The sequence below is a fragment of the Serratia sp. NA_112.1 genome (genome assembly GCF_052691715.1).
On sequence record NZ_JBQZFO010000001.1, the window covers coordinates 71,487 to 97,050 of the forward strand.

The following is a 25,564-nucleotide window of genomic DNA, read 5'->3' on the forward strand; positions in this document are numbered from 1 at the left end:
CTCAGACTGATGACAAACCTCATTCCTGCCCAGAGCGAGTCGAGGCCGATAAATAAAAATCAGGAAAATCAATTTATTGATTTTCGGCTGTTCACCACAAAGCAGGAAAAACCACGCTTTTTCCTGCTTTGTCAGCAACCCAAGGCGCAAATATTTGCGCCTTGGGTTTATCTGGAATATTACGCGCGTTCCGGGATCGCTTTCAGCAGCGCCGTCAGCAGTTTCCAGTACAGGCCCACGCTTTCGATATGCACCTGTTCATCCGGCGAGTGTGGCCCGGTGATGGTTGGCCCAATCGATACCATATCCATGTTCGGGTACGGCTTTTTGAACAGACCGCATTCCAGACCGGCGTGGATCACCATGATGTTCGGCGTCTTGTTGAACAGATCCTGATAAATCTCGCGCACCAGATGCATCACCGGTGAGTCCGCGTCTGGCTGCCAGCCTGGGTAGCCGCCTTTTGGTGACACTTTGGCGTTGGCCAACTGTCCCAGAGCGGTCAGCATGCCGACCACGTAGTCTTTACCGCTGTCGATCAGCGAACGGATCAGACAGATGATTTCTGCTTCGCTGTCGCTGGTGGTGACCACGCCCACGTTCAGTGAGGTTTCCACTACGCCTTTCACCGCGTCGCTCATGCGGATCACACCGTTTGGCGTGCCATTGAGCAGCGCCACAAAACGTTGTTGGCTGTCGGCAGTCATCGCCTGAGAGGTGCTGGAGACAGGCTCCAACAGCACGGTGATGTTCTTCTCTTTGGCCGCCAGCTCATTTTGCAGGGTGGCCAGGAACACCTGACTCAGCGTTTTCAGCGCATCGGCTTTCTCGGCCGGCACGGCAACCACTGCAGAGGCTTCACGCGGAATAGCATTGCGCAGCGTACCGCCGTTCAGGTCCAGCAGGCGCAGGTTCAGCTCGGCGCTATGGTCGAACAGGAAGCGTGCCAGCAGTTTGTTGGCGTTGCCCAACCCGACGTGGATATCCGCGCCAGAGTGGCCGCCTTTCAGGCCTTTGATGGTCAGCTTCAGGGTCTGATAACCGGCAGGCACGGCTTCGCGCTGCAGTGGCAGGGTGGTGATGAAGTCAATCCCCCCGGCGCAACCCATGTAGATCTCACCTTCCTCTTCTGAGTCGGTGTTGATCAGGATATCCGCTTGCAGCCAGTTAGCCTGCAGACCAAATGCACCGTCCATACCGGCTTCTTCGGTCATGGTCAGCAGCACTTCCAGCGGGCCGTGTTCGACGCTGTCGTCGGCCAGCACAGCCAGTGCGGAGGCCATACCGATACCGTTGTCGGCACCCAGCGTGGTGCCACGCGCCTTGATCCACTCACCGTCGATGTACGGCTGAATCGGATCCTTGGTGAAGTCGTGCACGGTGTCGTTATTTTTCTGCGGCACCATGTCCAGGTGTGCTTGCAGGGCAACCGGCTTGCGGTTTTCCATCCCCTTGGTCGCGGGCTTGCGCAGCAGGATGTTGCCTACATGGTCACGCTCGGCGTGCAGGTGTTTCTCTTTGGCCCACTCGAGGATGTGCTGTGCCAGCGCTTCTTCATGATAAGAAGGATGCGGAATAGAGCAGATTTTGGCAAAAATATCCCACAGCGGCTGTGGCGAAAGTTGAGACAATTCAGACACTATAAGTCTCCTGTAACAGCATTCTCGGCAGTGCGGGAATGCCGCTCGGTTTGGGTTAGGGGCATCTGTGCGGTTTTGGCACGATCTCCAGAGAATATCACTTTATTCCGGGCGGTGCCCGTACCGTATTGCGCTGTTCAAGCGCTTGATCACACTCGTTTGGTTGGTTATTGCTCATTTATTTAGCATCAATCACCATATGAAATACTTATGAAATTCCAGGTACAACTGGTATTTGATGCGGTCAGTCTTTATAATCTCGCGCAACCTTTTTTCCCCTGATTACTGAGTAAGCCGCACCACTGCTGGCTGGGACACCATTCTATGAGCGAAAAATACGTTGTTACCTGGGACATGCTGCAAATGCAAGCTCGCAAACTGGCTCACCGCCTGCTGCCGGTTGAGCAATGGACTGGCATTATTGCCGTAAGCCGCGGCGGTCTGGTACCGGCTGCCTTATTGGCGCGTGAGCTGGGTATTCGCCATGTGGATACCGTCTGCATTTCCAGCTATGATCATGACAACCAACGCGAAATGAAAGTGCTCAAGCGCGCCGAAGGCGACGGTGAAGGCTTTATCGTTATCGACGATCTGGTGGATACCGGCGGCACCGCGAAAGCGATCCGTGAAATGTACCCGAAAGCGCATTTCGTCACTATTTTCGCCAAACCGGCAGGTCGCCCGCTGGTAGACGATTATGTAGTTGATATCCCACAGGATACCTGGATCGAACAGCCATGGGATATGGCGGTGACCTTCGTGCCACCGATCGGCGGTCGTTAAGTTTGCCACGCTGATTGATTAAAACGCCCGGCTGAGCCGGGCGTTTGCATTTCTGATTTCCGTCCCACAGATACACCTTCAAGTATGACGGGTTTATCGCGACAGAGTTAGGTACACTACCTCCAGTTGATTAGGCTGTTTGCGGCCTATTGCCAGATTTACGGAGGCTGTTGTTACCATGGCACAAGCCAACCTTTCTGAAACCCTGTTCAAACCCTCATTTAAACATCCTGAGACCTCAACTCTGGTACTGCGCGCGCGCAGTAAAGTCAGTGCCGATCTGCATTCCACGTTGGAGGGTAATACCGTCAGCAATTGGTACCGCATGCTCAACCCGCTGTTGTGGGCCTGGCGCGGTGTCGATCCGATAGAAATCAACGAAGTGCTGGCACGCATTGCCGTCGCTGATGTGGAACACACCAACGACAAATGGCTGGATACCGTGGTCGGTTACCGCAACGGCAACTGGATCTACGAATGGGTACACCAGGGCATGCTTTGGCAGCAGCGTGCCCTGGAACAGCAGGATCCGCTGATCGGTGGTCAGCATTGGCTCAATGCTGCCAACTTTTACAGCATTGCCGGCTACCCGCATCTGAAGGGCGATGAACTGGCCGAGCAGGCGGAGGCGTTGTCCAACCGGGCTTACGAAGAGGGCGCGTTGTTACTGCCGTACCAGTTGAAAGAACTGGAGTTTCGCATTGAAGGTGGCAGCAGCATTTCCGGCTTCCTGCATCTGCCGGAGAAGGGCGAAGCGCCGTTCCCGACGGTGTTGATGTGCGGCAGCCTGGATACCCTGCAGACCGACTATCACCGCCTGTTCCGCGATTATCTGGCACCGCAGGGCATCGCCATGCTGACTATTGATATGCCTTCCATCGGTTCTTCTTACAAGTGGAAGTTGACGCAGGATTCCAGCTTCCTGCATCAGCAGGTGCTGACCCAGTTAACCACAGTGCCCTGGATTGACCATCAGCGCGTCACCGCGTTTGGTTTCCGCTTTGGCGCCAATGTGGCGGTGCGTCTGGCCTATCTGGAGCCACAGCGGCTGCGTGGGGTGGCCTGTCTGGGACCGGTGGTGCATCGCCTGCTGTGCGACAGCAGCACCCAGAAGCACGTACCGGACATGTATATGGACGTGCTGGCCAGTCGGATGGGCATGGCCAACGCTTCGGATCATGTGTTGAAGGTCGAGTTGAACAGCTATTCGCTGAAAACCCAGGGGTTGTTGGGCCGTCGTTGCCCGACGCCGATGCTGGCCGGTTACTGGGAGCAGGATCCGCTCAGCCCGAAAGAAGAGTCGCAACTGATTGTTTCATCCTCGATGGACGGCAAACTGATCGCCATACCGCGCAAGCCAGTGTACAGCAGTTTCCACAAGGCGCTGCTGCAAATGTCCCATTGGATGAAAGATAAAATGCGTTAATTAGTTGCTAAATTTTAACAATTTGTTAAAAAGAGTGGTCTACATTGAGGAGCTTAAGAATGACGTTACCGAGTGGTCACCCTAAAAGCCGACTAATGAAACGTTTCGCCAGCTTGGGGCCGTATCTGCGAGAAGGGCAATGTGAGAACGACCGTTTTTTCTTTGATTGTTTAGCCGTCTGCGTCAATGTTAAGCCTTCTCCAGAACTGCGTGAGTTCTGGGGCTGGTGGATCGAACTGCATGCCGAAGATACGCGTTTCACCTACGCCTATCAGTTTGGCCTGTTTGATAAGAAAGGGCAGTGGACGCCGGAAAAGATTAAAGATACTGAAGTGAAAACCAAGCTGGAAACCACCCTGCGTGATTTCCATCGTCGTCTGGGCGAACTGCTGGCCACCATGGAACTGACGCTTGAACCCGCCGCTGATTTCAAAGAAAAACTGATTAAACTTTCCGCCTGACCCCGTTTGACCGCAAGTATTCTGCTGATTTCGCGTTGTGCCTGTTGGCATAACGCGTCTCTCCTGTTACAAAGTCCCTAGTATCATTCTTCTCATCTTATACGGCAGAAACACTATGAACGGCAGCCAGACACTGGTTGTGAAATTGGGCACCAGCGTGTTGACCGGCGGATCGCTGCGTCTTAACCGTGCCCATATTGTCGAACTGGTTCGCCAGTGCGCACAACAGCATGCAGCGGGTCACCGCATCGTTATCGTTACCTCCGGCGCGATTGCCGCCGGGCGCGAACATTTGGGTTACCCCGAACTCCCCGCCACCATCGCCTCCAAGCAGTTGCTGGCGGCGGTCGGGCAGAGCCGGTTGATCCAACTGTGGGAGCAACTGTTCTCCATTTATGGCATCCACGTCGGGCAGATGTTACTGACGCGTGCCGATCTGGAAGACCGCGAACGCTTCCTCAATGCGCGTGACACCATGACGGCGTTGCTGGACAACCGTATCGTGCCGGTGATCAATGAGAACGACGCGGTTGCGACCGCAGAAATCAAGGTTGGCGACAACGACAACCTGTCGGCATTGGCGGCGATCCTGGCCGGGGCCGATAAACTGTTGTTGCTGACCGATCAGCAGGGGCTGTACACCGCCGACCCACGTAACAACCCGCAGGCAGAACTGATCCGTGAAGTGCACGGCATCGACGACGCACTGCGCGCCATCGCCGGCGACAGCGTTTCCGGCCTGGGCACCGGCGGCATGGGCACCAAGCTGCAAGCCGCCGACGTGGCCTGCCGTGCCGGTATCGACGTGATCATCGCCGCCGGCAGCAAACCGGGCGTGGTGGCTGACGTGATTGAAGACAAACCGGTGGGCACCCGTTTCCACGCGCTGGAAACCCCGCTGGAAAACCGTAAACGCTGGATCTTCGGCGCACCCCCGGCCGGTGAGATCACCGTCGACGACGGTGCGGTGGACGCCATTATGGCGCGCGGCAGTTCACTGCTGCCGAAGGGCATTCGCGAAGTCAAAGGCGATTTCTCCCGTGGTGAAGTGATCCGCATCCGCAACCTGACGGGGCGCGATCTGGCGCACGGCGTTAGCCGTTATAACAGCGACGCGATGCGCATGATTGCCGGTCACCACTCGCAGGAAATCAGCGAAATTCTCGGTTATGAATACGGCCCGGTGGCAGTTCACCGCGACGATATGATTGTCAGCTAAGGAGTGAGCATGCTGGAGCAGATGGGGAAGGCCGCCAAGCAGGCCTCCTGGCAACTGGCGGTGCTGAGCACGGCGAAGAAAAACCAGGTTCTGTCGGTGATTGCCGACAGACTGGAAGCCGAAAGCGAAGTGATTTTACAGGCTAACGAACAGGACATGGAACAGGCACGCGCCAGCGGGATGACCGAAGCGCTGCTCGATCGCCTGTTGCTGACCCCGGCACGCCTGGCGGCGATAGCCAACGACGTGCGCCAGGTTTGCCGCCTGAATGACCCAGTCGGCCATGTATTGGACGGCAGCCTGCTGGACAGCGGGCTGAAGCTGGAACGCCGCCGGGTACCGCTCGGGGTAATTGGCGTGATTTATGAAGCACGGCCCAATGTCACCATCGACGTCGCCAGCCTGTGCCTGAAAACCGGCAACGCGGTGATCCTGCGCGGCGGCAAAGAAACCCACCACACCAATCAGGCGACGGTGAAGGTGATCCAGCAGGCGCTGGAACAGTGCGGCCTGCCGGCTGCGGCGGTACAGGCGATTGAAAGCCCGGATCGCGCATTGGTGAATGAACTGCTGCGGATGGATCGCTACGTCGACATGCTGATCCCACGCGGTGGCGCTGGCCTGCACAAGCTGTGCCGCGAACAATCTACCATCCCGGTGATCACCGGCGGTATCGGCGTTTGCCATACCTACGTGGATGACAGCGTTGATTTCGACAAAGCGCTGACGGTAATCGAGAACGCCAAAATCCAACGGCCAAGCGCCTGTAACTCGCTGGAGACGCTACTGGTGAACCGCAACATCGCCGCAGAGTTCTTACCTGCCTTGAGCACGCGAATGGCGGCGGTGGGAGTGACCCTGCACGTGGCAGAGAACGCCATGCCGCTGTTGCAAGACGGCCCGGCAACGGTGGTGGCGGTTGCAGCGGAAGATTACGATGACGAATGGCTGTCGTTGGATCTGAACGTGGCGCTGGTGGATGATATCGATCAGGCCATCGACCATATTCGCACCCACGGCACCAGCCACTCCGACGCGATCCTCACCCGTTCACTGAGCAGCGCCGAGCACTTCGTGCGCGCGGTGGACTCTAGCGCTGTGTACGTCAACGCCAGCACCCGCTTCACCGACGGCGGCCAGTTCGGCCTGGGCGCAGAAGTGGCCGTCAGCACCCAAAAACTGCACGCCCGCGGCCCGATGGGCCTGGACGCGCTGACCACCTACAAGTGGATCGGTTACGGTGATGATTTGGTTCGTAGCTAAGTTTTAGTTCGGGGCAGTAAAAATACAGGGGCGCAGTTCATTCGACTGTGCCCTTTTTGTATTTGGGGGATTGTAGCGTTTCACGGTGGTCGCTGGAACTTTGCCGATGCCAATCTGCAGTTGCATACCATCCATCATCTGGGAGCCGGCAATTTTATTCGCAGTGGCGACACCCTGCGGGCAAAGACGCTGTAAATACTGGTGCCGCTAAGCACCGTTCAACGCCTTTTTTTAAGCATAGAACCTGAGTCAGAGATCGCCACCGGATGCCTGGTCCACGCCTTTGATATGGGTCAATTCCACATAAGCATAAGGTAATAAAACCTGGCCTTGAACCGATAATTTGATTATAAACACCGGCGTTAGGGACAATGTTCTCATCTGAATTGGAGTATTTATGTTGGCTAAAATCAATCGGCTGCTTGCCGGTGCATTATTGGTGTTACTGCTTCCTGCCGTCGCTGGCGCAGCAGATTACCGTGCGGGCGAGCAATTCACCCGCCTGGATAAACCAGTCGCTTCCGCCCCTGCGGTGGTGGAGTTTTTCTCCTTTTATTGCGGCCCTTGCTATCAGTTTGCCGAGACTTACCATGTGGGCAGCACCGTCAGCCAGGCCTTGCCGGAGGGCACTAAACTGATCAAATACCACGTTGGCCTGATGGGTAAGCTGGGGAATGAGCTGACCGAAGCCTGGTCGGTGGCGATGGTGATGGGCATTGAGGACAAAATCGAAGGTATGCTATTCGACGAGTTGCAAAAGAAGCGTGCCATCAACAATGAACAGGATATTCAGCGGGTGTTTGCCGCTGCCGGTGTTGATGCCGCCAGCTATGAAAATGCGCGTCACAGCCTGCTGGTGAAGGGCATGATCGCCAAACAGAATGAAGCGGTCAAAGCGCTGGACGTGCGCGCCACGCCATCGTTTTATGTTTCCGGCAAGTACAAGATCGACAATGCCGGAATGGCGAGCCAAAGCGTGGACGGCTACGCCAAAGAGTACGCAGCCGTGGTCCGCTATTTATTGGATACCCAGCCCTAAGCGCTATTTTGCGGCAGGCAAATCCAGCGCGTGACGCAGTTCTTCACGCGCTGGCAGGTATTGCTGCTGGAAATCTTCTTGGTGTGAGAGCTGCTGGCTGATCACGCTGCCGGAGATTCGGCCCATCTCAATATCTGACGGGGCGTGAATACCGGCGACCACGCGGTTATCGCCGTATTGCCAGGCGCGCCATGATCTCGGCGCGCTTTTCCGGCACCATAGTGAACAAACACAGTGCCAGCGCAGATTTTTGTAATAATTTTATTAGTCATACCCATGGTGTGAAGGTGGCTGTCATCAAACCGAGCTCTATATTTGGCGAGTGTTGTGATGGTTACATGACGGAAAAGTGTCGATTTAATGACGCTGCCGATATTGCGAACGCAATCTGTGATCCCAGCGCCAGATCCCGGTTTCGGCATTGCTTGTATGTTATCGGGTTGTTATGTTGATTTTCTGTTCATCGCTGATGTTGGAAGGGGAAAAGCATGGCAATTTCCGCGCAGGTCAGGGAGGCCAGCTTCGAGGAGTGGTTGGCGAAAATCAATTCCGCCTGCGGCCGGTTTTGCGCCAGGACATTGGGGCCTGGTTTTAGCGGTGCTATGCAGGAGTTTCGCTCCCACGCGCTGCGCCTGAGCGTGGTGGATGCCGCCCAGACCCGGCTGTATCGTACCCAGCAGGAGATTGCCCGCAGCGACGGCTCGCACTTTTTCACGGTGTTTCAGCTACGTGGCAGCTCATTGATGGAGCAGGGCGATCGGCAGGCGGTGTTGTCTGCCGGTGACGTCACGCTAATCGACGCTTCGCGTACCAGCAGCTTTACCTTTCAACAAGACTCCCGCCAAATTTCATTGCTGATGCCGCGCAGCTATCTTGAGCAGTCTGCGTCAGATGTACAGTGCGTGCGGCGGCTTGATGCGCAAAGCAGCGTGGTGCGCCTTAGTCGGCAACTGGTGCTGGGGTGTATGCAGGACTCACAGATGAGCGCTCCAGAGAGTGAGGCGATCCTGAACGCGGTTGCGACGCTGTTGCGTCCGGCGCTGGTCGATCGCGTAGTGGGGGAAGAGAGCCCTCCGCGCAGCTTCAGCCGTACGCTGGCGTTTATCGATACGCATATTCAGTCGCCGCAGTTACGGCCGGAGTGGATCGCCGATGAGCTTGGCGTTTCGGTGCGCAGTCTGTATCGGATGTTTGCTCGTCAGGGGCTGGTGGTGGCGCAATATATCAAGCACCGCCGTCTGGATTTGTGCGCGCAGGCATTACGCAGCTCGCCGGAGCGACAGAAACTGGCCACTATCGGCTATGACTGGGGTTTTGCCGATCACAGCCACTTTTCCACCGCTTTCAAAAGCCGTTTTGGCGTTTCGCCGAGCGAATATCGCAAGCAATATCAGTAGCGCCGCAGGCGACGCTACTGATGATCCGGGTACTTTAGTATCTGATGCACACCGATTTGGATTCGGTATAGGCATCCAGCCAGTCCGGGCCAAAGTCACGGCCGCTGCCCGATTGTTTGAAGCCGCCAAAAGGCATGTTGGCATCGATCAACGTATGGGTATTGACCCACACTGTACCGGCCTGAATGCGTGGGGTATAAGCCATCGCCGCCTGCAGGCTGGTGGTCCATAGGCTGGCGGTCAGGCCGTAATCGGTGTCGTTGGCTTTGCTCAGCGCTTCTTCGGCGTCCGCCACCCGGATCAAATTGACCACCGGGCCAAACACTTCTTCGCGTGCCAGATTCAACTTATCATCCGGGTTTATCACCAGCGTCGGCGGAATATAGAACCCTTGCGAGTCCGGCCCGGCTGCGCCGCTGATCAGCTCCGCATGCTTGGATCTGGCGTCGTCCAGATAGGCTGCGACTTTATTACGGTGATCGCTGGAGACCAGCGGGTTGATCTGCGCGTTGGCATCCATGCCCGGCCCGACGGTCAGAGACTTCACCGCCTGCTCGAACCCGGCGACCAGGCTGTCGTAGACTGGTGCTTCAATATAAATCCGCGAACTGGCAGCGCACACCTGGCCCTGATTGAGGAAGCTGCCCGCCATCAGGCCTTCGATCACCTGTGGTAGATCGGCATCTTTCAGCACGATGGCCGGGTTCTTGCCGCCCAGTTCCAGCGTGACGCGGGTCAGGCGATCTGCCGCCGCCCGCGCGATGCCTTTACCCACCGGTGTGGAGCCGGTAAAGCTCACTTTGGCGATCAACGGGTGTTCGGTCAGTGCCTTGCCACAGCCGGTGCCTTTGCCGGTCACCACGTTAAATACGCCCGGCGGAATACCGGCTTCGGTGGCCAGTTCGGCCATGCGCAGCAGGGTGAGCGGGGTGGTTTCAGAGGGTTTGATGACGATAGAGCAACCCGCCGCCAACGCCGGCATCACCTTCCACATGCCGATCATCAGCGGGAAGTTCCATGGCACGATACCGGCTACCACGCCAATCGGCTCTTTACGGGTATACACCTGATATTTGGCACCCGGTGGCATCGGGATCGACACGTCCAGCGTCTGGCCGGTGATTTTGGTGGTCAGCCCGGCGGTGTAGCGCATCCAGTTCAGCGTGCAGCCGACCTCGAACATGCGGGCAATATTGATCGACTTACCCTGTTCCAGCGTTTCCAACTGGGCCAGCTCTTCGGTGTGTTGTTCAAGCAGGTCGGCATAGCGCAATAGAATGCGCTCGCGCTCGGCGGGTAAACGCTGGGCCCAGACTCCGGAGGTGAAAGCCTGATGGGCGGATTGCACAGCGCGCGCGACGTCCTGTGCATTGGCGTCGGCGGTGGAGGAGATTTGTTTTCCGTCAGCGGGGTTAAATACCGCCAACCGGTGTTCGGCACTGGACTCGCACCATTGGCCGTCGATATACAGCCCATGATGACGATCGAGAAAACGCGAAACGCTGTCCATCACTGCTAGGGTATTGTCAGGCATACGCCCTCCTGTCAGACAAAAAAGGTCGCTATCGTTAACCTTAAAAGCTTACAGCAGGTGGAGAAGCACGACTTTTGTCTGCCTGACAATCGGTTTGTCCTGCGTGACATAACGGCTGAGCGAGCCAGCCGTTAATCGACAGGATCAGGAGCTGAGGGTCGCCAGGCGGGTGGCGAAGCCGAGGAACAGCAGGCCAATCAGGCCATTGCCCAGTTTTGCCAGGCCTTTCTTGTGGTTAAAGAAGTGCGCCAGCATCGCGCCGGAAAAGATCAGCGTGGTCATATAGATAAAGCTGACCGATTCGAGGATCAATGCCAGAATGGTGAACGACAGGCCGGTGTGGGCATAGTTGAAGTCGATAAACTGCACGAAGAACGACACATAAAACAGGATCGCTTTCGGATTGGTCAGGCTGAGCGTCAGCGATTTGCGCAGAATGCTGTGGCTGCCTTCAATCTGTTGATGCTGCTCGGCATTTTTCTGAATAAAGGTGGCGTAAAGAATTTTGGCACCCAGGAACAGCAGGTAGATCGCGCCGAGAAAACGCACCAGGGTAAACAGAAACGGCGTGGTACGGATCAGCGAAGCCACGCCGATATAGGCGCAGAAAATCAAGATTGCATCACCGATAAACACGCCCAGCGCGGCGGTATAGCCGGCCCGCACACCGCGTGTTACGCCGGTTTTCAACACATACAACGTATTCGGGCCCGGCAGGATGATGATAAAAACCACCCCGGCCAGATAGGTCCAAAGATTCAGGACGCCAAAACTTTCTAACACAATAACCTCTCCATGCGCGGAACTGACAGCCAATAACACTGGCTACACCCGTAGCCGGGCGCGATCCTAACGCCGCAGGGGCGGGTTGGCAACGTAATAAACTTCATGTTGATTGCCATCTTTTGTCATCAGTCGCGCGCAGCCAGACAGGGGTTATGGCTTACGTGCCAGCAGCGTGGCGAAACGCAGTGAAATGCGATTACCGGCGGCATCGGTTTTGTGTAGTTGGCCAACGTCCTCGTTGTACTTAAGCACTTCCCAGCCGGCGTAGTAGTCTTTCAACTCACCCGGTTTAAAAGTGAATGGGAAGGGCAGGCTGCAAGGGTAATCCGGGGTATCCATCGCTGCGACGATCAGGTTGTAACCGCCGTTGACGGTGCTGTCCTGCATGTCTTTCACCAGTCGTGGGATCTGCGCCGGGTTGAGGAACATCAACACCACGGTAGAAAGGATAAAGTCGTATTCGCCGCCGAAGCTGTGGGTATTGAGATCCTGCACGCTGGCGCGAATGTGCGAAAGGCCTTCGCTGTCGATAATGTTGTTGAGGTTATCGATCGACGGGCCGTGTTTGTCCCATGCCGTGACGTCAAAGCCTTTCAGGTTGAGATAAAGCGAGTTACGTCCGCCGCCGCAGCCCAGATCCAGCGTTCTGCCGGGCGCGATCTGCTGGACGGCCTCAATCACTTCGGAGTGGGTACGCGTCAGTTGGTATTTCTTGTGATAGTAATCTTCCGGCGAGCAATAGAAAGCCAGTTGGCAGGTCATATCATCGGAGAATGAAACGATGCGGTGCCATTGCTGCGGCTCGATAAACGGCGGTTGGTTTTCGGGGCTGAACTGCCAGGTTTCGCTGGCCTCGCCCTGTTCGTTCATCAGTGCGAAGGTTAATGTTCCGCTCAGTAGCTTGAGCTTGGCCCAGGTACCGCTTTGGGTGTTGTGCTTTTGCTGGAAACTCTCTGGTAGTGTAGTGCTGTTCCACTCCGGCAGGGTTTTATAACAAAGCAGTTCGTTCATCAATCACTCCTTGGTTCTGCGTTGCCGCATGTGGCGGGCGAACAGAATTATTTTATATGTTGCATGTAAAATACATTTTTATCGGTGATTTGAACATGTCTGAGATCATCAAAGCAGATGTTCCTAGTGGCCGTACGAGAGGATTGGCATATTTAAACTGGATCACGGCCCCAGCCTGGGCTAACGTCAGTGCAGTTTATGCTGAAAGATCAGGGAAAAGATGCTAATTCGCCATTTTATCAAGCCATTGAGCCTGGGTGCACTGTTGGTGCTGGCCGGTTGTAGCACCAAAACCACGACCACTACGCCGGTGCAACGTCCGGCAGACGTCAAAGCCCAACTGGTGCGGTTAATGCCGGCCAACACCGCAGACCGCCAGGGGTGGGCCACCGATATCACCGCTGCCTTTGCCGCGCAGGGCATTGAACCCAGCGACCAGAACCTGTGTTCGGTGCTGGCTGTCACCGAGCAGGAGTCGACCTTCCAGGCTAACCCGCCGGTGCCGGGGCTGCCAAAAATCGCCTGGAAAGAGATCGACCGCCGCGCCGACCAGCTGCATATTCCCAACTTCCTGGTGCATACCGCCCTGATGATCAAATCACCGAGCGGCAAGAGCTACCGCGAGCGGCTCGATAAGGTGCGCACCGAAAAAGACCTGAGCGATATCTTTGATGACATGATTAATTCGGTGCCGATGGGGCAAAGGTTGTTTGGCAGCCTGAATCCGGTGCATACCGCCGGGCCGATGCAGGTGAGTATTGCCTTTGCCGAAGCCCATGCCAAAGGCTACCCGTACCCGATTGACGGCACCATCCGCCGCGAAGTGTTCAGCCGCCGTGGCGGTATGTATTTCGGTATCGCTCACCTGTTGGGCTACCCGGCCAACTACAGCCAGCCGATTTATCGCTTTGCCGACTTCAATGCTGGTTGGTACGCCAGCCGCAACGCGGCCTTCCAGAGCGCAGTCAGCCGGGCGACGGGTATTCCGCTGGCGCTGGACGGCGATTTGATTAACTACGGTACCGACAAGCCGGGCACCACCGAGCTGGCGGTGCGTACCCTCGGTAAACGGTTGGATATGAGTAACTCGTCGATTCGTCGGGCGTTGGAAAAGGGGGATTTGCCGGAGTTTGCCGACACCGACCTGTATGAGCGAGTCTATGCCCTGGCGGAGATATCCACCGGCAAGAAACTGCCACGGGAAATGCTGCCGGGCATTCAACTGGAAAGCCCGAAAATTACCCGTAAGTTGACCACCGCCTGGTTTGCCAAGCGGGTGGATGAGCGGCGCCAGCGTTGCATGACGCGCGCTTCGGCGGGTTAAACCTGTGGGGTGCTGATAAACGCAGGATGCCTTTGCCACCCGTGGCGCATGCGTTACGTCTGGGGGCAAGGCGGCACCACCCACTACTGCAAGCCTTGCAGCAGCAGGTGGTGCAGATTTTGGGAAAATCCGCCGTTCCCTGAGCAACGGCGGATCCGGACAGGTTAAGCGCGACGCGGGTTGGTCAGGCCAAAGTTAAAGTTATTGCAGCGGCTGCAGAACTCCTTCATCACCGGCGGTGTGTCCATCATCGGCACCTTTATTTCGATAAAGATCAATTGATCCTGTCGTGAGGCGTGCTCCAGCGCCAACTCCAGCTGTTGAGTGGTTTCTACCGCCACGCAATACGGTGTCGCCTGGGTGTTGAGCACCGCAGGCAGTTTGGCGTAGTCCCACGGCCCAATATCGTTGTACGACGAATTTTCGCCGAGAATGTAACGCTCAATAGTGTAACCGTCGTTATTAATCAGGAAGATAATCGGCTTTTGCTCGTAACGCAGCAGGGTTGAAACTTCCTGTGCGGTAAGCTGGAACGAGCCATCGCCAATAAACAGCAGGTGCCGACGTTCCGGTGCGGCCATCATGGTACCCAGCAGCGCCGGCAGGGTATAACCGATCGACCCCCAAATTGGCTGATTGACCACCTGGACGCCGTCAGGCATCCGCATGCCGCCAATCGCCGCGCCCGAGGTGCCGTTTTCTACCACCAGCACGTCATCGGCCCGAATAAAGCGTTGCAGGCGCTGCCATAAATAAGCTTGATCGATTGGGGTTTCGCTCGGTGTTGCCAGCCGATGGCGCGCTTCGGGTAGCGGGGCCGGGTGATGATCTGCCACGCCTTCACCCAATGCCAGCAGCGCCTGTAGCAGGTCTGCCGTCGCCACTGCCGGATAAGAAGTCTCGCCCAGCTTCACTGAAAACGGCTGAATATCGATTTGCGCGTCGGACAGGATGCGATGCGAGAAATAGCCGGTGGTAGAGTCCACCAGCCGTACGCCGAAGCTCAGCACGCAGTCGGCGTGTGCCATGTGTTCATAGAGTTCGGGGCGTGACAGATTACCGCTGTAGCCGCCCATCCAGCCCGGCGTGGTTTCCGGAATAATGCATTTGGCCGTCGGCATGTTGGTGAGCGGGATGGCGAATTTATGCGCCACGTCGATCACTAATTGCTGTAGCTGAAAGCGATCCACCATTTGGTCGACCAGAATAATCGGTTTTTTCGCCTGTTTGATTCGCGCCAGCAACGCCATTGCTGCCAGTTGCACATTATATTTGTCGCTGGCGGGCAATTGCGGTGGTGCCACAGCCTGAGTAATTTCAATTTCTACATCACAAATATCGGAAGGCAATTGCAAATAAACCGGTTTCTTTTCCGTCCAGGCGCGGGAAATAACGCGGGGGATTTCCACCGCCGCATTTTCCGGCGTAATTAATGCCTGGGCGACGGTGAATTGTTTAAAGCAGTTCATTACGTTATCAAAGTTGCCGTCCGCCAGCGTGTGGTGCAGCAGCAGGTGGTTTTTCATGGCATGCAGCGGCGGGGTGCCGGACAGACAGACCACCGGGGCCGATTCGGCGTAGGCGCCGGCAATGCCGGACAGTGCGGCCAGGTCACCGACGCCATAGGTAGTGATCAGTGCTCCGGCACCTTTTAGCCTTGCATAGCCGTCGGCCGCATACGAAGCATTGAGTTCATTACAATTGCCGATGAACTCCAGCTTGTCATCCTGTTCAATCAGTTCCAGCAGCGCCAGATTATAGTCGCCGGGTACGCCATAAATACGATCGATGTTGAGGGTGCGGAGCTGTTGCAGGATAAAAGCCCCGATAGTGATTTTCATGTATTTCTCCGGATTTCTTATCTTTCTTTTATCAGGCAGAGAACGGCAAAATTAATTGCCGGCGATGTTGTGTGGCTAATCATGAAATAAAGCTGGGCCCTGTAGGCTGGGCTGCGCTGGTTAGCTTTAACAATTATTTAAACTATCGGCTTGTTCAAGTTACGGCGGTTGTATCGGGGGCCAGTGGCTTGTATTCGGGGGTTTACGCTGTGCTGATGCTGCATGAATTGTGTGGATACTGCCGAGGGTATTTTTCATTGAATGTAACGGATATGTAAAATCTGGCTTGTGCAGCCAGATCATGGGGCACGGGTTACGCACCCGGTACTTTTGCCTGCTGATTAAATTACTCTCTGCCATACGCCTGTTATTGGTGGCTTGGGCTTCAATTGCAGCGATGTAACTGCATATTTACAGCGGCTCTGTGCGGCAGAGGCCTTAGTTTGGCAGGATCGCCGATAAAACGGCTTTTCAGTAGCGATTAAAAACGTGACCGCCGTTACATTTGTTTGCCGGAAGGGGGTAAACATTTCGCTACATCCAGAATAGAAAAGAAGTTTTACCCCAGGCCGCATAATTGCCAACACTTGCTGCCGTGGCGGTGCGATTGCGGAGTTTTCTGACAGACGCCGCCCTGGGGGAAGGGTAGCCTGAGCGCCCCAAATCGGCTCTCTCCCCTGATGGCGGCTAAACTTAACCAAGTGACAACAGGGAGCAGAAACAAGCTGGAAGAATAAGATACAGCTTGATCTTGGCGGGGTGATCGGTAAGAATCCCCGGCCTTATTTTTTACAGGAATCTATGATGTTTCTTAAACGGACAATTTTGGCTTGCACACTGGCGTTGCTATTTTCTGCACTACCTTCTTACGCTGAGGTTGGTGCAGAAAATAGCAACGCTATGCAGGTTGAAAAGCCGAGTCTGTGGCAGCGTTTCACCAGTAACGTGGCGGAAACCTGGAACAACTCTCCGAATAAAGATATCTATGTGCCAGCAATTACTTGGCATAACCGTCTGACTTACAGCCAGGAAAAAATCGACTCGTACAACGAGCGGCCGTGGGGCGGTGGCTATGGTATCTCGCGTTACGACAGTGACGGCGACTGGCATGGCCTCTATATGATGGTATTCAAGGATTCGTTCAATAAGTGGGAGCCGATCGGCGGTTACGCTTATGAGAAGATCTGGCGGCCGCTGGAGGACAAGGATTTCCGCCTTGGTCTGGGCTTTACCGCCAGCATCACCGCGCGTGATAACTGGAATTACATTCCTATTCCGGCACCGTTGCCGTTGGCCTCTATCGGCTACAAACAACTGACCTTCCAGGCCACCTATATTCCCGGTACCTACAATAACGGTAACGTGTTTTTTGGCTGGTTCCGTTGGCAGTTCTAATCACCGGCGGGTCGTTCGATTCGCCCCCCTGTTGCTGATTATTTAGCCAAAAATTTCCTGAATTCTGAAAAAATCGTGGCGTGGTCAGTTAAAAGGAACTTGTCGCCGGTTGTGGCGTCCGAACAATTGACCCAGCGCATTGCGCTTATTGCACCGGATAGACCTGCCTGATTTCCCTCGTCGCACAGGGCAATGGAAGCAGGCAGGAATGGCGAGATAACAGGAGTTTTACCCCATGAACACCAAACAACGTTTACTGTTGGCACTGACATTGACCACCGCTATGACCTGTGGCGCGGCTCAGGCAGCCGGACTGATGGATTCTCTCAGCAGTGCAGCCGGTGAACTGAGCAAGTCAGGCGGCAGCACTGGCGGCACTTCACTGTCCTCACTAACCAGCCTGTTGAACGGCGGTGACAAAGCGCTGAGTTCCAAAAGCATGACCAATGCCGCCGGCATCCTGCAGTACTGTGTGAAAAACAACGTTCTGTCAGGTAACAGCACTGAAGCGATACAGGACAAGTTGTTGAGCAAGCTGGGTATCAGCAGCCCTGAGAACGCCAAGAGCCAGGACTACCAGCAAGGGCTGGGCGGTCTGCTGCAAACCGGCGAAGGCAAGAGCCTGGATCTGAACAGCCTGGGTACCTCGCAAATTACCGAAAAAGTGAAGCAAAAGGCCTGCGATCTGGTGTTGAAGCAGGGCGCGTCATTCATTTCCTGATAATGTAAACGGCGGTTGCTTATGCACCGCCGTTTTTAATTTGTATAAGCTGAAAACATGAAAAAAATTCTGATGATCTCGCTGTTCGCAGGGATGGCGATGCTACAGGGTTGCACCATGAAATCCAACGATGCGCCACCCCCACCCAAGATGAAATCAATCGGCATGGCTAATCCGGCAGACGTTTATTGCACCGAGATTGGCGGCAAATTGAATGCCAAACAAAATGCCAACGGCCAGTATTCCACCTGTACCCTGCCTGATGGCCAGGAAATTGAAAGCTGGGAACTGTTCCGTCGTGACCACCCGGTGAAGAAATAAGCGCTCTGGTTAAAACTCACGATCGCTGATCGGCTGTAGCTGCACGCTGCCGTCCGTTTGCGGGGTTAGCGGCAGCCGCCAATTCTGCTGGCTGCTGAGGGTGAAAGGCCGGGAGCGGAAGTTACAGCCGCTTTTGATATTTCTGACCTTCAGGACATATTCGCCGGCCGGATTGGTTTTGAGATTGAAACTGCCGGCCGCGGGAATAAACACTTCTGCCAGCTGTTGCGGCTGGCCGGGCGTTTCCAGTTTAACCAATACCGGAAAATCGTTGTTTTGATTGTCCAGCGTCAGTTGCTGCAGGTGTCCGTTGGCCTGGTGTTCTGCCTGGTGCAGGAAACCGGCCGAGGTTGGCCAGGGTTGTCCTGCATTGTCATGCAGGGGGCCACCGCACTGTTCGCGTGCCTCGCGCAGCGGCATTTCACGCTGGATAGCCCGGTTGTAATCAGTGGGGATGACCGAGACAAACTCATCGTCATTTTGATGAGCACGCAGATAGCGCTTGGCGCTGAACACCCCAACGGCGATCAGCATAAAGAAGATAAAAATCGTCAGGCGACTCCTGAAAATCCCCCCAAACAGCCTGCCCGGCAATTGAAACAGCCACTTCACCACTTTTGACAGCATTTTTTTCCCTTAGCGCCCAAGCCGTTACGTTCTGCGGTAACGTTGCTTGCCTCAGTATAGCCAAAGCATTCAGGCTGAGGGGATCGTCTGTTGAAATACCTGCGTTTAACCGATCCCTTCTTCCAACAGCAACAGCAGTAAAAAACCGGCAAAAAACATCGCGGTAGCCAGCGGCGTATCTTTGCCTCCTTCATGCGCCTCAACCAGCAGTTCCTCCGTGACCAGATACAGCAGGGCAATCAGGCCAAAGGCCAGAAACGCCGTGAGCCAGAAGGCGCCCAGCGTGGCAATCGGCGCACCCAGCATGCCGCCGAGCGGCAGCAACAGGGCCAGACCGATCACCGCCAGCATGGCTCTTATCCGTCTGCCAAGAAAATCACGCAAATCGCCGACGATCGACAACCCGAGAAACAGCACTTCCAGCGTCAGTGCCAGGGTCAACAGCAGACCCGCTTTGGCACCGGCGGCAAAGGCGATACCCAGCACCAGTCCATCGATAAAAATGTCCACGCCGACGGCGGCGACAAAACCTGCCGGCCCCTGCGCACGTTCTCCCAGACGCCTGACCAACAGCATCAGCAACACGCCGACGATCCCACCAAGCAGTACCGGCCAAGGCGATTGCTGTTTGAGGTCGGGCAGAATTTCGGTGGCGGCGGCGGCAAACACAATACCGGCGGTAAAGTGGTGAATGATGCGCATAGTGGCAGCGCCAGGGCGGCGATAGAGTGCAACGGCGGCACCGATCGCGGTGGCGGCGGCGGGGAACAGCGTATAAAGCACGGCGGAGGTCATCAATATTCCTTTATCTGAGACGTAACACTTCAGTCAAAGTCTAGTCCAGGGCTGTCCATTTGCGATAAGGGATAAATGGGTTGTACGTTTATAAACGTTTATGTACATTCATGATCACTTATTCGCCTCTGAGAGACAGAATGTCCAAACTGCTCCCCAACCAGCGTCATGAAGCGATCCTGACCCTGCTACAGCAACAGGGGCAGGTGCTGGCGGCTGAAATGGCCGTGCGCCTGAACACCACCGAAGCCACCATTCGGCGCGATCTGCGCCAGTTGGCGGCTCAGAACCTGTGTAAGCGAATTTATGGCGGCGCACTGGCACCGACACCGGCAACCGGGCCGATTAGTACACGACTGCATTTGAGCGTTGATGAGAAACAGGCGCTGGCACTGGCTGCACTGACGCTGATCAAGCAGGGTCAGGTGATTTTCCTCGATGCCGGCAGCACCCACCTTTATCTGGCCGATCTGTTGCCCTCTGACCAACGGCTGACAGTGGTGACCAATTCGCTGAGTATCGCCGCCAAAATGCTGGCAAGGCCGGGGATCCGCACTATTTTAATTGGTGGTGAGCTGGATGCCGACATCGGTGGTTGCGTGGACGCCAAAGCGGTGCAGGAAATTGACGGCTTTCATTTCGATATCGCTTTTACCGGTATCTGCGCCTATGAGCCAGGCAGCGGTTTTTCGGCGCTGAATTATCAGGATGCTCAGTTCAAGAAACGCCTGCTGACGCGTTGCGGAAATGTGGTGGTGCTCTGTACCGGTGACAAATTGAATACCTATGCCCCTTACAGCTTCCTTCATGCCAGCCGCGTTGATTATTTGGTGACACCTCCCGGCAAGCACACACAGCTCGAACAGCAGGTGACCCACAGCGGTGGCAAGGTGTTGTACAGCGATTCATCAATTGGAGACTGAAATGAAAATAGCCCATGTTGCCCTGTGGACCCGTGATATTGATGCGCAGGTGGCGTTCTGGCAGCGTTACTTCAACGGCGTGGCCGGAGAATTATATGTCAGCAACAACCGTCCGGGTTTTGTTTCCCGTTTTGTCAGCCTGGCCAGCGGCCCAATGCTGGAGATCATGAGTTTGCCGGAGTTGCTGCCGGCGGAGCAGGCCAATGAACGAGTCGGCTGGGCGCATATTGCGCTGTCGCTAGTCGATCAGGGCCTGGTCGATCAACTGGCGCAGCGCGCGCAGCAGGAGGGGATCCTGCAAGCGCCGCCGCGCTGGACTGGCGATGGTTTTTACGAAGCGATCATCTGCGATCCGGACGGTAACGCCATAGAAATCACCGGTTGATCACTCTTCTTCGATAGTCGCGAACCGTTGCGCCAGATAGTCAAGCAGCAGCCGCACCGCCGGCAATAGCCCACGGCGTGACGGGTAAACCGCATGCACCACGCCGCCCTGTGGCTGCCAGCCGGGTAACAGTTGCACCAGCTCGCCACGCAACATGTCGTCGCGCATCATCATCGACGGCAATTGTACAATACCGGCACCGGCAATCGCCGCGGTACGCAACATCAGCATATCGTCGGTGACCAGCCGTGGCCGGTGTTCCCATTCCACTTTCACGCCGTCCGGCCCGGTCAACTGCCACAGATGCTGTGCACGCGCAGGTCCGAGATCGAGCGTGGGGTACTTATGCAGATCCTCCGGTCGTTGCACTGGGCCGAGGGTGCGTACCAATGCCGGGCTGGCGGCGATACACCAGGTGCGCTGCGCCAAGATCTTCAGTACCAGATCGCTGTCTTCCAGCGGCGGTGGCCGCACGCGGATCGCCAGATCCAGCCCTTCACCCACCACATCTACCCGGCGGTTGGTGGCGTCCAGGTGTACCGTGACTTGCGGGTAATCGGCCATAAAGGCCGCCACCATGCTGCCGACCTGAGTATGCAGGATCGCCACCGGGCAGGACATGCGCACCGTGCCGCAGGGTTCGGCGCGGGTTTGTTCGATTGCCTGTTGTGCCGCATCGGCTTCCACCAGCATCGCCTTGCAGTGTGCGTAGTAATTCAGCCCCACGTCGGTGACGGAAAAACGCCGCGTCGAGCGTTGGATAAGGCGCACGCCCAGACGTTCTTCCAACAGTGCCACGCGGCGGCTCAGTTTGGACTTGGGAATACCCAGCGCCCGACTGGCGGGGGCGAATCCCTGATGGTCGACCACGCTGGCGAAATAAAACAGATCGTTCAAATCAGTGAACATCGCCTGTCCTTATCGTTCCATATATAGAACGCTGAGTGTACATCTTGCCTACTACTGCAGCAAATGGCGTTGGATTAAACTTCTGGCATCAACCTAAGGTCGTGAGACCTGAAACAGGAGCCCAAGATGAAAAAGATCCTCGGTATTTACAACAGCCCTGAAGCCCATTGGGTCGGCAACGGCTTCCTGGTGAATTCGCTGTTCTCCTATAACGATCTGGGGGCGGAAATGAGCCCGTTCCTGCTGTTGGATCATGCGGCGCCAACCAAGTTTCGTTCTGCTTCCGGCACCCGTGGCGTTGGCCAGCACCCTCATCGTGGGTTTGAAACGGTGACCATCGTCTATCAGGGGGAAGTCGAGCATCGCGATTCCACCGGCAGCGGCGGGGTGATTGGCCCCGGCGACGTGCAGTGGATGACAGCCGCTTCGGGTATTTTGCATGAAGAGTTCCATTCACGGGATTTCTCGCGCAACGGCGGCACCATGGAAATGGTGCAGTTGTGGGTAAACCTGCCGGCCAAGGACAAAATGGCTGAGCCAGGTTACCAGACGCTGCTGAATGCGGATATCCCGGTGGTCTCACTGGCGGACGGCGCAGGGCAGGTTCGGGTGATTGCCGGTAGCTTCGGCGACGCAGCAGGCCCGGCACGCACTTTCAGCCCGCTCAATGTCTGGGACATGAAGCTAAACGCCGGTCACACCACCACGCTGACGGTGAAAGAAGGCCATACGCTGGCGCTGGTGATGCTGCACGGTGCCATTCATGTTAACGGCGAGGAAGTGGTGCGTGAAACCCAAATGGTCAGGTTTGACCGTGCGGGGGATTCAATCACTATCGAAGCCAATAATGACGTCAGCTTGCTGGTACTGAGCGGCGAGCCCATCGACGAACCAATCGTCGGCTACGGCCCGTTTGTGATGAACAGCGATGCGGAAATTCAGCAGGCTTTCCATGACTTCAACGGTGGCAAGTTTGGCAGCATGGTGGCAAAGCACGAAGCCGTCTAAGCTCAATCCACACCTCAGAACCGGATCTGGAAGCACAGTTCCGGATCCGGTTCTATACTTTAAGGCAATCTCTGCGCTCTGGCCTTATCGGCCAAGGGCAACTTTAGCCGCAATAATCAAAACCCCACAGGAGTAAACCATGACTGCAAATTATAAGCGCCTCGATAAGGATCAGGCCGCCGTATTGCTGGTGGATCATCAAGCAGGACTGCTTTCACTGGTACGAGATATCGATCCCGATCGTTTTAAAAACAACGTACTGGCATTGGGTGATTTAGCGAAGTATTTCAATCTGCCGACCATCCTGACCACCAGTTTTGAAGATGGCCCCAATGGCCCGCTGATGCCGGAGCTAAAAGCGCAATTCCCCGATGCGCCCTTTATCCCTCGTCCCGGACAGATCAATGCCTGGGACAACGATGACTTCGTCAAGGCAGTGAAAGCCACCGGTCGTAAGCAATTGATTATCGCCGGTGTAGTTACCGAAGTGTGCGTGGCCTTCCCGGCACTATCTGCTCTCAGTGAGGGTTTTGAGGTGTTTGTGGTCACCGATGCCTCCGGCACCTTTAATGAGTTGACCCGTCAATCGTCCTGGAGCCGTATGGAAGCGGAAGGCGCGCAGTTGATGACTTGGTTCGGGGTTGCCTGTGAACTGCACCGCGATTGGCGCAACGACGTCGAAGGGCTGGGTACCCTATTTGCGAACCATATCCCCGACTACCGCAACCTGATGACCAGTTACAATACGCTGACCAACGGCAAGTAATGTAATACAGGAAGCACACCTCGATTATTCTTTACATAATCCTTAATTTTTCATCACGTTAGAGGTGGTATGTAAGCAAAGATCATCTGAGGTGAAAAGGTCGCGAAAAGCGACTTTCTCATGGGCCGGGGGCGGAGTAGGTTAAATCCAACCCCGGCAAATGAGATCAATAACATGAAAAATACCGTCAAAGTACTGGCACTGCCTTTTCTGGCTGGCTTGACGCTGTTCAGCGTCAGTGCGCTTTCTGCTCCGGCTGATAAAAACGCCCCTCCACCGACTGAGCAAGGCTTTCGCTTGCAGCCGTTCCCTGGTGGGCCTATGCCCAAACCGGGTTTCTGCCACAGGGGGGAGCTATTCTGCGCGACTTCCGCTAGTGATAATCCGACTGAAACCATCAATAAGCTAACCTCGGTGATCCCGGCCAGTAGTGCCAAACATTATGAGGTGCGTATCTCCGTGGTAGCCTTGCCGGATAACCCACCGGTTCCGCCTGCGCCTTAAACGAGCCTGCTGGTACTGAGGGGGAATGCGCGTTAGTCTGGTGGCAACCCCTCAGGAGGCAGGATGAATCGGCCAGGACTCCCCCCTTATCTACAGCCCGGTGATCGGGCATTGTTATTCGATGGTGAATGTAATCTGTGCCACGGGCTGGTGCGATTTTTGATCCGTGCCGATCGGCAGGGCAAGATCCTGCTGGCCACGGTGCAATCCGAGGAAGGGCAGGCCATTCTGCGCTGGCTGGCGTTACCCACCGATCGTTTTGACTCCATTGTTTATCTGGAGCAGGGCCAGCATTGGCTGCGCTCGGCGGCCTTCTTTCAGGCACTGCAACAGTTTGGCAGGCCATTTCGCCTGCTGGCGCTGGCTCGCTTTCTGCCGTCACGGCTGGCGGAGGCGTTTTACAATGCGGTGGCGCGTAACCGCTATCGGCTGTTTGGCCGCAACGACGGAACTGCCTTGCCTGGGCTGGAGTTGCCGGAGCGCTATCTGCATCATCGTGGTGAATAAACCCGCTGAGCTTTACTCTTCTTTACCCTTTAATCGATTGAAATATCAGCATTCCGGCCCTATATAATGGAACGGTCAGCCAATAGGGAGAGAGTATGGGAATCAGTGAAGAAGAGCACATCCGCCGTTTAAGTCAGGAAAAGAATACGATGGGGAATACGGCGAAATGGGTAGCGATTGTCTCTGCCATTTACTTTACCCTGATGGTGTTTTACGGCCATCCGATCGGCGTACTGACCATGTCCGGGCTGATTTTTATCGTCTCCACCACCACCTGGCTGAAGAAACGCCAGAAGGTGAAGTCCTACCGCCGGAAACTGGCGAAAATTAACGATGAACCCCCGTCTCAGCAGCTCTGATAGGCGCTGCGCGTGATGCTGTATACCAGGCTTGGCCTATCGCCGGGTACGTCATCGAGGGTATCCACCAGACGCAAACCTGCTTTTTCCAGGACGCGGCGCGAGGCCAGATTCTTTTCACGAACAATCGCGGAAATTTCTGCCAGCCGCAGCTGTTCGAAACCATATTTCAGCGAGGCTTGCGCCAGTTCCGTAGCTAATCCACGGCCCCAAACCTGCGTATCAAAACGATAGCCCAGGTTCACCGTACGTTGGGCCCCCAGAGGCCGCCAGGAAATCCCGCCAAATCCAATAATCCACTCCGGCCGTTCATGCAGCGCAATCGCCCAGGAACCATAGCCGTGCTGCCGCCAGTTTTCGATCCTTTCTGACAGCGCCTGTTGTGCCAAGTGTTCACTGGCGACAGGTCCGGCGGGATTAAAGCGTTGAGTTTCCGGATCGCCAAAAATAGCGTAAAAGCGGGCAACATCGTCGGCCACCGGCGGACGCATCAGCATACGGGCGCTAACAAAAGGGCGGGTAGAGGGAATTTGTGGCATGGCTTCTCGTCACTTGCAGTTAATGGCAAGGGTTAACTGTAGACCAGGATGCGGGGAACAAGAAATAGTAAACCCCTCCCC

Annotated in this window: 28 protein-coding genes; 18 read left to right on the forward strand and 10 right to left on the reverse strand. The window is 55.7% G+C overall.

Annotated elements, in window-relative coordinates:
• Window positions 1–179: 179 nt before the first annotated feature.
• Window positions 180–1,640 (reverse strand): beta-Ala-His dipeptidase, encoded by a 1,461-nt coding sequence (gene pepD / locus ACUTQ5_RS00380; RefSeq protein ID WP_445649629.1) that lies wholly within the window; start codon window positions 1,638–1,640, stop codon window positions 180–182.
• A gap of 324 nt (window positions 1,641–1,964) precedes the next feature.
• Here pepD and gpt point away from each other — a divergent pair, with 324 nt between their 5' ends.
• From gpt to ACUTQ5_RS00410, 6 genes are all read left to right on the forward strand, one after another.
• Complete coding sequence (gene gpt / locus ACUTQ5_RS00385) at window positions 1,965–2,423, forward strand: xanthine phosphoribosyltransferase (RefSeq protein ID WP_037423424.1); 459 nt, start codon at window positions 1,965–1,967, stop codon at window positions 2,421–2,423.
• Between the two features lie 178 nt (window positions 2,424–2,601).
• Window positions 2,602–3,849, forward strand: a complete 1,248-nt coding sequence (frsA, locus tag ACUTQ5_RS00390) for an esterase FrsA (protein WP_445649630.1) — start codon at window positions 2,602–2,604, stop codon at window positions 3,847–3,849.
• 59 nt (window positions 3,850–3,908) lie between these two features.
• Window positions 3,909–4,310, forward strand: a complete 402-nt coding sequence (crl, locus tag ACUTQ5_RS00395) for a sigma factor-binding protein Crl (protein WP_445649631.1) — start codon at window positions 3,909–3,911, stop codon at window positions 4,308–4,310.
• Between the two features lie 115 nt (window positions 4,311–4,425).
• Window positions 4,426–5,529 carry a glutamate 5-kinase gene (gene proB, locus ACUTQ5_RS00400; RefSeq protein WP_445649632.1) on the forward strand — a complete coding sequence of 368 codons (1,104 nt, stop codon included), beginning with the start codon at window positions 4,426–4,428 and terminating at the stop codon, window positions 5,527–5,529.
• Window positions 5,530–5,538: 9 nt separating this feature from the next.
• Window positions 5,539–6,792: a glutamate-5-semialdehyde dehydrogenase gene (gene proA / locus ACUTQ5_RS00405; protein WP_445649633.1), complete on the forward strand. Its 1,254-nt coding sequence runs from the start codon at window positions 5,539–5,541 to the stop codon at window positions 6,790–6,792.
• 397 nt (window positions 6,793–7,189) lie between these two features.
• On the forward strand, window positions 7,190–7,831 hold the full coding sequence (locus tag ACUTQ5_RS00410) for a DsbA family protein (protein WP_445649634.1): 642 nt from the start codon (window positions 7,190–7,192) through the stop codon (window positions 7,829–7,831).
• 3 nt (window positions 7,832–7,834) lie between these two features.
• Here ACUTQ5_RS00410 and ACUTQ5_RS00415 read toward each other — a convergent pair whose 3' ends face one another.
• The gene (locus ACUTQ5_RS00415) at window positions 7,835–7,993 is read right to left on the reverse strand and encodes a hypothetical protein (protein ID WP_445649635.1); all 159 of its coding nucleotides are present in this window, start codon (window positions 7,991–7,993) and stop codon (window positions 7,835–7,837) included.
• Between the two features lie 326 nt (window positions 7,994–8,319).
• Here ACUTQ5_RS00415 and feaR point away from each other — a divergent pair, with 326 nt between their 5' ends.
• Complete coding sequence (gene feaR / locus ACUTQ5_RS00420; protein WP_445649636.1) at window positions 8,320–9,228, forward strand: transcriptional regulator FeaR; 909 nt, start codon at window positions 8,320–8,322, stop codon at window positions 9,226–9,228.
• Between the two features lie 34 nt (window positions 9,229–9,262).
• On the opposite strand, the gene ACUTQ5_RS00425 is transcribed toward feaR, so the two are convergent.
• From ACUTQ5_RS00425 to tehB, 3 genes are all read right to left on the reverse strand, one after another.
• A complete protein-coding gene (locus ACUTQ5_RS00425; protein WP_445649637.1) occupies window positions 9,263–10,762 on the reverse strand; it encodes an aldehyde dehydrogenase family protein in 1,500 nt (499 codons plus the stop codon).
• 144 nt (window positions 10,763–10,906) lie between these two features.
• On the reverse strand, window positions 10,907–11,545 hold the full coding sequence (gene leuE / locus ACUTQ5_RS00430) for a leucine efflux protein LeuE (protein ID WP_261432306.1): 639 nt from the start codon (window positions 11,543–11,545) through the stop codon (window positions 10,907–10,909).
• Window positions 11,546–11,698: 153 nt separating this feature from the next.
• A complete protein-coding gene (tehB, locus tag ACUTQ5_RS00435; protein WP_445649638.1) occupies window positions 11,699–12,559 on the reverse strand; it encodes an SAM-dependent methyltransferase TehB in 861 nt (286 codons plus the stop codon).
• Between the two features lie 220 nt (window positions 12,560–12,779).
• On the opposite strand from tehB, the gene ACUTQ5_RS00440 reads away from it, so the two are divergent.
• A complete protein-coding gene (locus tag ACUTQ5_RS00440) occupies window positions 12,780–13,883 on the forward strand; it encodes a DUF1615 domain-containing protein (RefSeq protein ID WP_445649639.1) in 1,104 nt (367 codons plus the stop codon).
• Window positions 13,884–14,047: 164 nt separating this feature from the next.
• Here ACUTQ5_RS00440 and ACUTQ5_RS00445 read toward each other — a convergent pair whose 3' ends face one another.
• Window positions 14,048–15,724, reverse strand: coding sequence for an alpha-keto acid decarboxylase family protein (locus ACUTQ5_RS00445; RefSeq protein WP_445649640.1), 1,677 nt, complete (start codon window positions 15,722–15,724; stop codon window positions 14,048–14,050).
• Window positions 15,725–16,525: 801 nt separating this feature from the next.
• Between ACUTQ5_RS00445 and pagP the strand changes: the two genes are divergently transcribed.
• The 3 genes from pagP to ACUTQ5_RS00460 all read left to right on the forward strand — a co-directional run bounded on the left by pagP (window position 16,526) and on the right by ACUTQ5_RS00460 (window position 18,161).
• Window positions 16,526–17,119 (forward strand): lipid IV(A) palmitoyltransferase PagP, encoded by a 594-nt coding sequence (gene pagP, locus ACUTQ5_RS00450; protein ID WP_445649641.1) that lies wholly within the window; start codon window positions 16,526–16,528, stop codon window positions 17,117–17,119.
• Window positions 17,120–17,354: 235 nt separating this feature from the next.
• Window positions 17,355–17,840: a DUF2501 domain-containing protein gene (locus ACUTQ5_RS00455; protein WP_445649642.1), complete on the forward strand. Its 486-nt coding sequence runs from the start codon at window positions 17,355–17,357 to the stop codon at window positions 17,838–17,840.
• A 57-nt stretch (window positions 17,841–17,897) separates the two neighbouring features.
• Window positions 17,898–18,161, forward strand: a complete 264-nt coding sequence (locus tag ACUTQ5_RS00460) for a putative hemolysin (protein ID WP_445649643.1) — start codon at window positions 17,898–17,900, stop codon at window positions 18,159–18,161.
• Window positions 18,162–18,170: 9 nt separating this feature from the next.
• Here ACUTQ5_RS00460 and ACUTQ5_RS00465 read toward each other — a convergent pair whose 3' ends face one another.
• Both ACUTQ5_RS00465 and ACUTQ5_RS00470 read right to left on the reverse strand, forming a co-directional pair.
• Window positions 18,171–18,788, reverse strand: coding sequence for a hypothetical protein (locus ACUTQ5_RS00465; RefSeq protein WP_445649644.1), 618 nt, complete (start codon window positions 18,786–18,788; stop codon window positions 18,171–18,173).
• Between the two features lie 105 nt (window positions 18,789–18,893).
• Window positions 18,894–19,583, reverse strand: coding sequence for a transporter (locus ACUTQ5_RS00470; RefSeq protein ID WP_445649645.1), 690 nt, complete (start codon window positions 19,581–19,583; stop codon window positions 18,894–18,896).
• A gap of 140 nt (window positions 19,584–19,723) precedes the next feature.
• Here ACUTQ5_RS00470 and ACUTQ5_RS00475 point away from each other — a divergent pair, with 140 nt between their 5' ends.
• Together ACUTQ5_RS00475 and ACUTQ5_RS00480 are read left to right on the forward strand one after the other, a co-directional pair.
• A complete protein-coding gene (locus ACUTQ5_RS00475; protein WP_445649646.1) occupies window positions 19,724–20,506 on the forward strand; it encodes a DeoR/GlpR family DNA-binding transcription regulator in 783 nt (260 codons plus the stop codon).
• Window position 20,507: 1 nt separating this feature from the next.
• Window positions 20,508–20,891 carry a VOC family protein gene (locus ACUTQ5_RS00480; RefSeq protein WP_445649647.1) on the forward strand — a complete coding sequence of 128 codons (384 nt, stop codon included), beginning with the start codon at window positions 20,508–20,510 and terminating at the stop codon, window positions 20,889–20,891.
• Here the strand turns inward: ACUTQ5_RS00480 and ACUTQ5_RS00485 are convergent, their stop codons facing one another.
• Window positions 20,892–21,800 carry a LysR family transcriptional regulator gene (locus ACUTQ5_RS00485; protein WP_445649648.1) on the reverse strand — a complete coding sequence of 303 codons (909 nt, stop codon included), beginning with the start codon at window positions 21,798–21,800 and terminating at the stop codon, window positions 20,892–20,894.
• Between the two features lie 126 nt (window positions 21,801–21,926).
• Here ACUTQ5_RS00485 and ACUTQ5_RS00490 point away from each other — a divergent pair, with 126 nt between their 5' ends.
• The 5 genes from ACUTQ5_RS00490 to ACUTQ5_RS00510 all read left to right on the forward strand — a co-directional run bounded on the left by ACUTQ5_RS00490 (window position 21,927) and on the right by ACUTQ5_RS00510 (window position 24,944).
• Window positions 21,927–22,808 carry a pirin family protein gene (locus ACUTQ5_RS00490; protein ID WP_445649649.1) on the forward strand — a complete coding sequence of 294 codons (882 nt, stop codon included), beginning with the start codon at window positions 21,927–21,929 and terminating at the stop codon, window positions 22,806–22,808.
• 139 nt (window positions 22,809–22,947) lie between these two features.
• Window positions 22,948–23,574, forward strand: coding sequence for an isochorismate family cysteine hydrolase YcaC (gene ycaC, locus ACUTQ5_RS00495; RefSeq protein WP_445649650.1), 627 nt, complete (start codon window positions 22,948–22,950; stop codon window positions 23,572–23,574).
• Between the two features lie 174 nt (window positions 23,575–23,748).
• Window positions 23,749–24,078 (forward strand): hypothetical protein, encoded by a 330-nt coding sequence (locus ACUTQ5_RS00500; RefSeq protein ID WP_445649651.1) that lies wholly within the window; start codon window positions 23,749–23,751, stop codon window positions 24,076–24,078.
• 63 nt (window positions 24,079–24,141) lie between these two features.
• Complete coding sequence (locus tag ACUTQ5_RS00505) at window positions 24,142–24,585, forward strand: thiol-disulfide oxidoreductase DCC family protein (protein WP_445649652.1); 444 nt, start codon at window positions 24,142–24,144, stop codon at window positions 24,583–24,585.
• Window positions 24,586–24,680: 95 nt separating this feature from the next.
• Window positions 24,681–24,944, forward strand: a complete 264-nt coding sequence (locus ACUTQ5_RS00510) for an ABC transporter ATP-binding protein (protein WP_445649653.1) — start codon at window positions 24,681–24,683, stop codon at window positions 24,942–24,944.
• On the opposite strand, the gene ACUTQ5_RS00515 is transcribed toward ACUTQ5_RS00510, so the two are convergent.
• Entirely contained in the window at window positions 24,932–25,483 is a 552-nt protein-coding gene (locus ACUTQ5_RS00515) for a GNAT family N-acetyltransferase (RefSeq protein ID WP_445649654.1), read from the reverse strand. The two genes, ACUTQ5_RS00510 and ACUTQ5_RS00515, sit on opposite strands and share 13 nt — an antisense overlap.
• Window positions 25,484–25,564 lie beyond the last annotated feature (81 nt).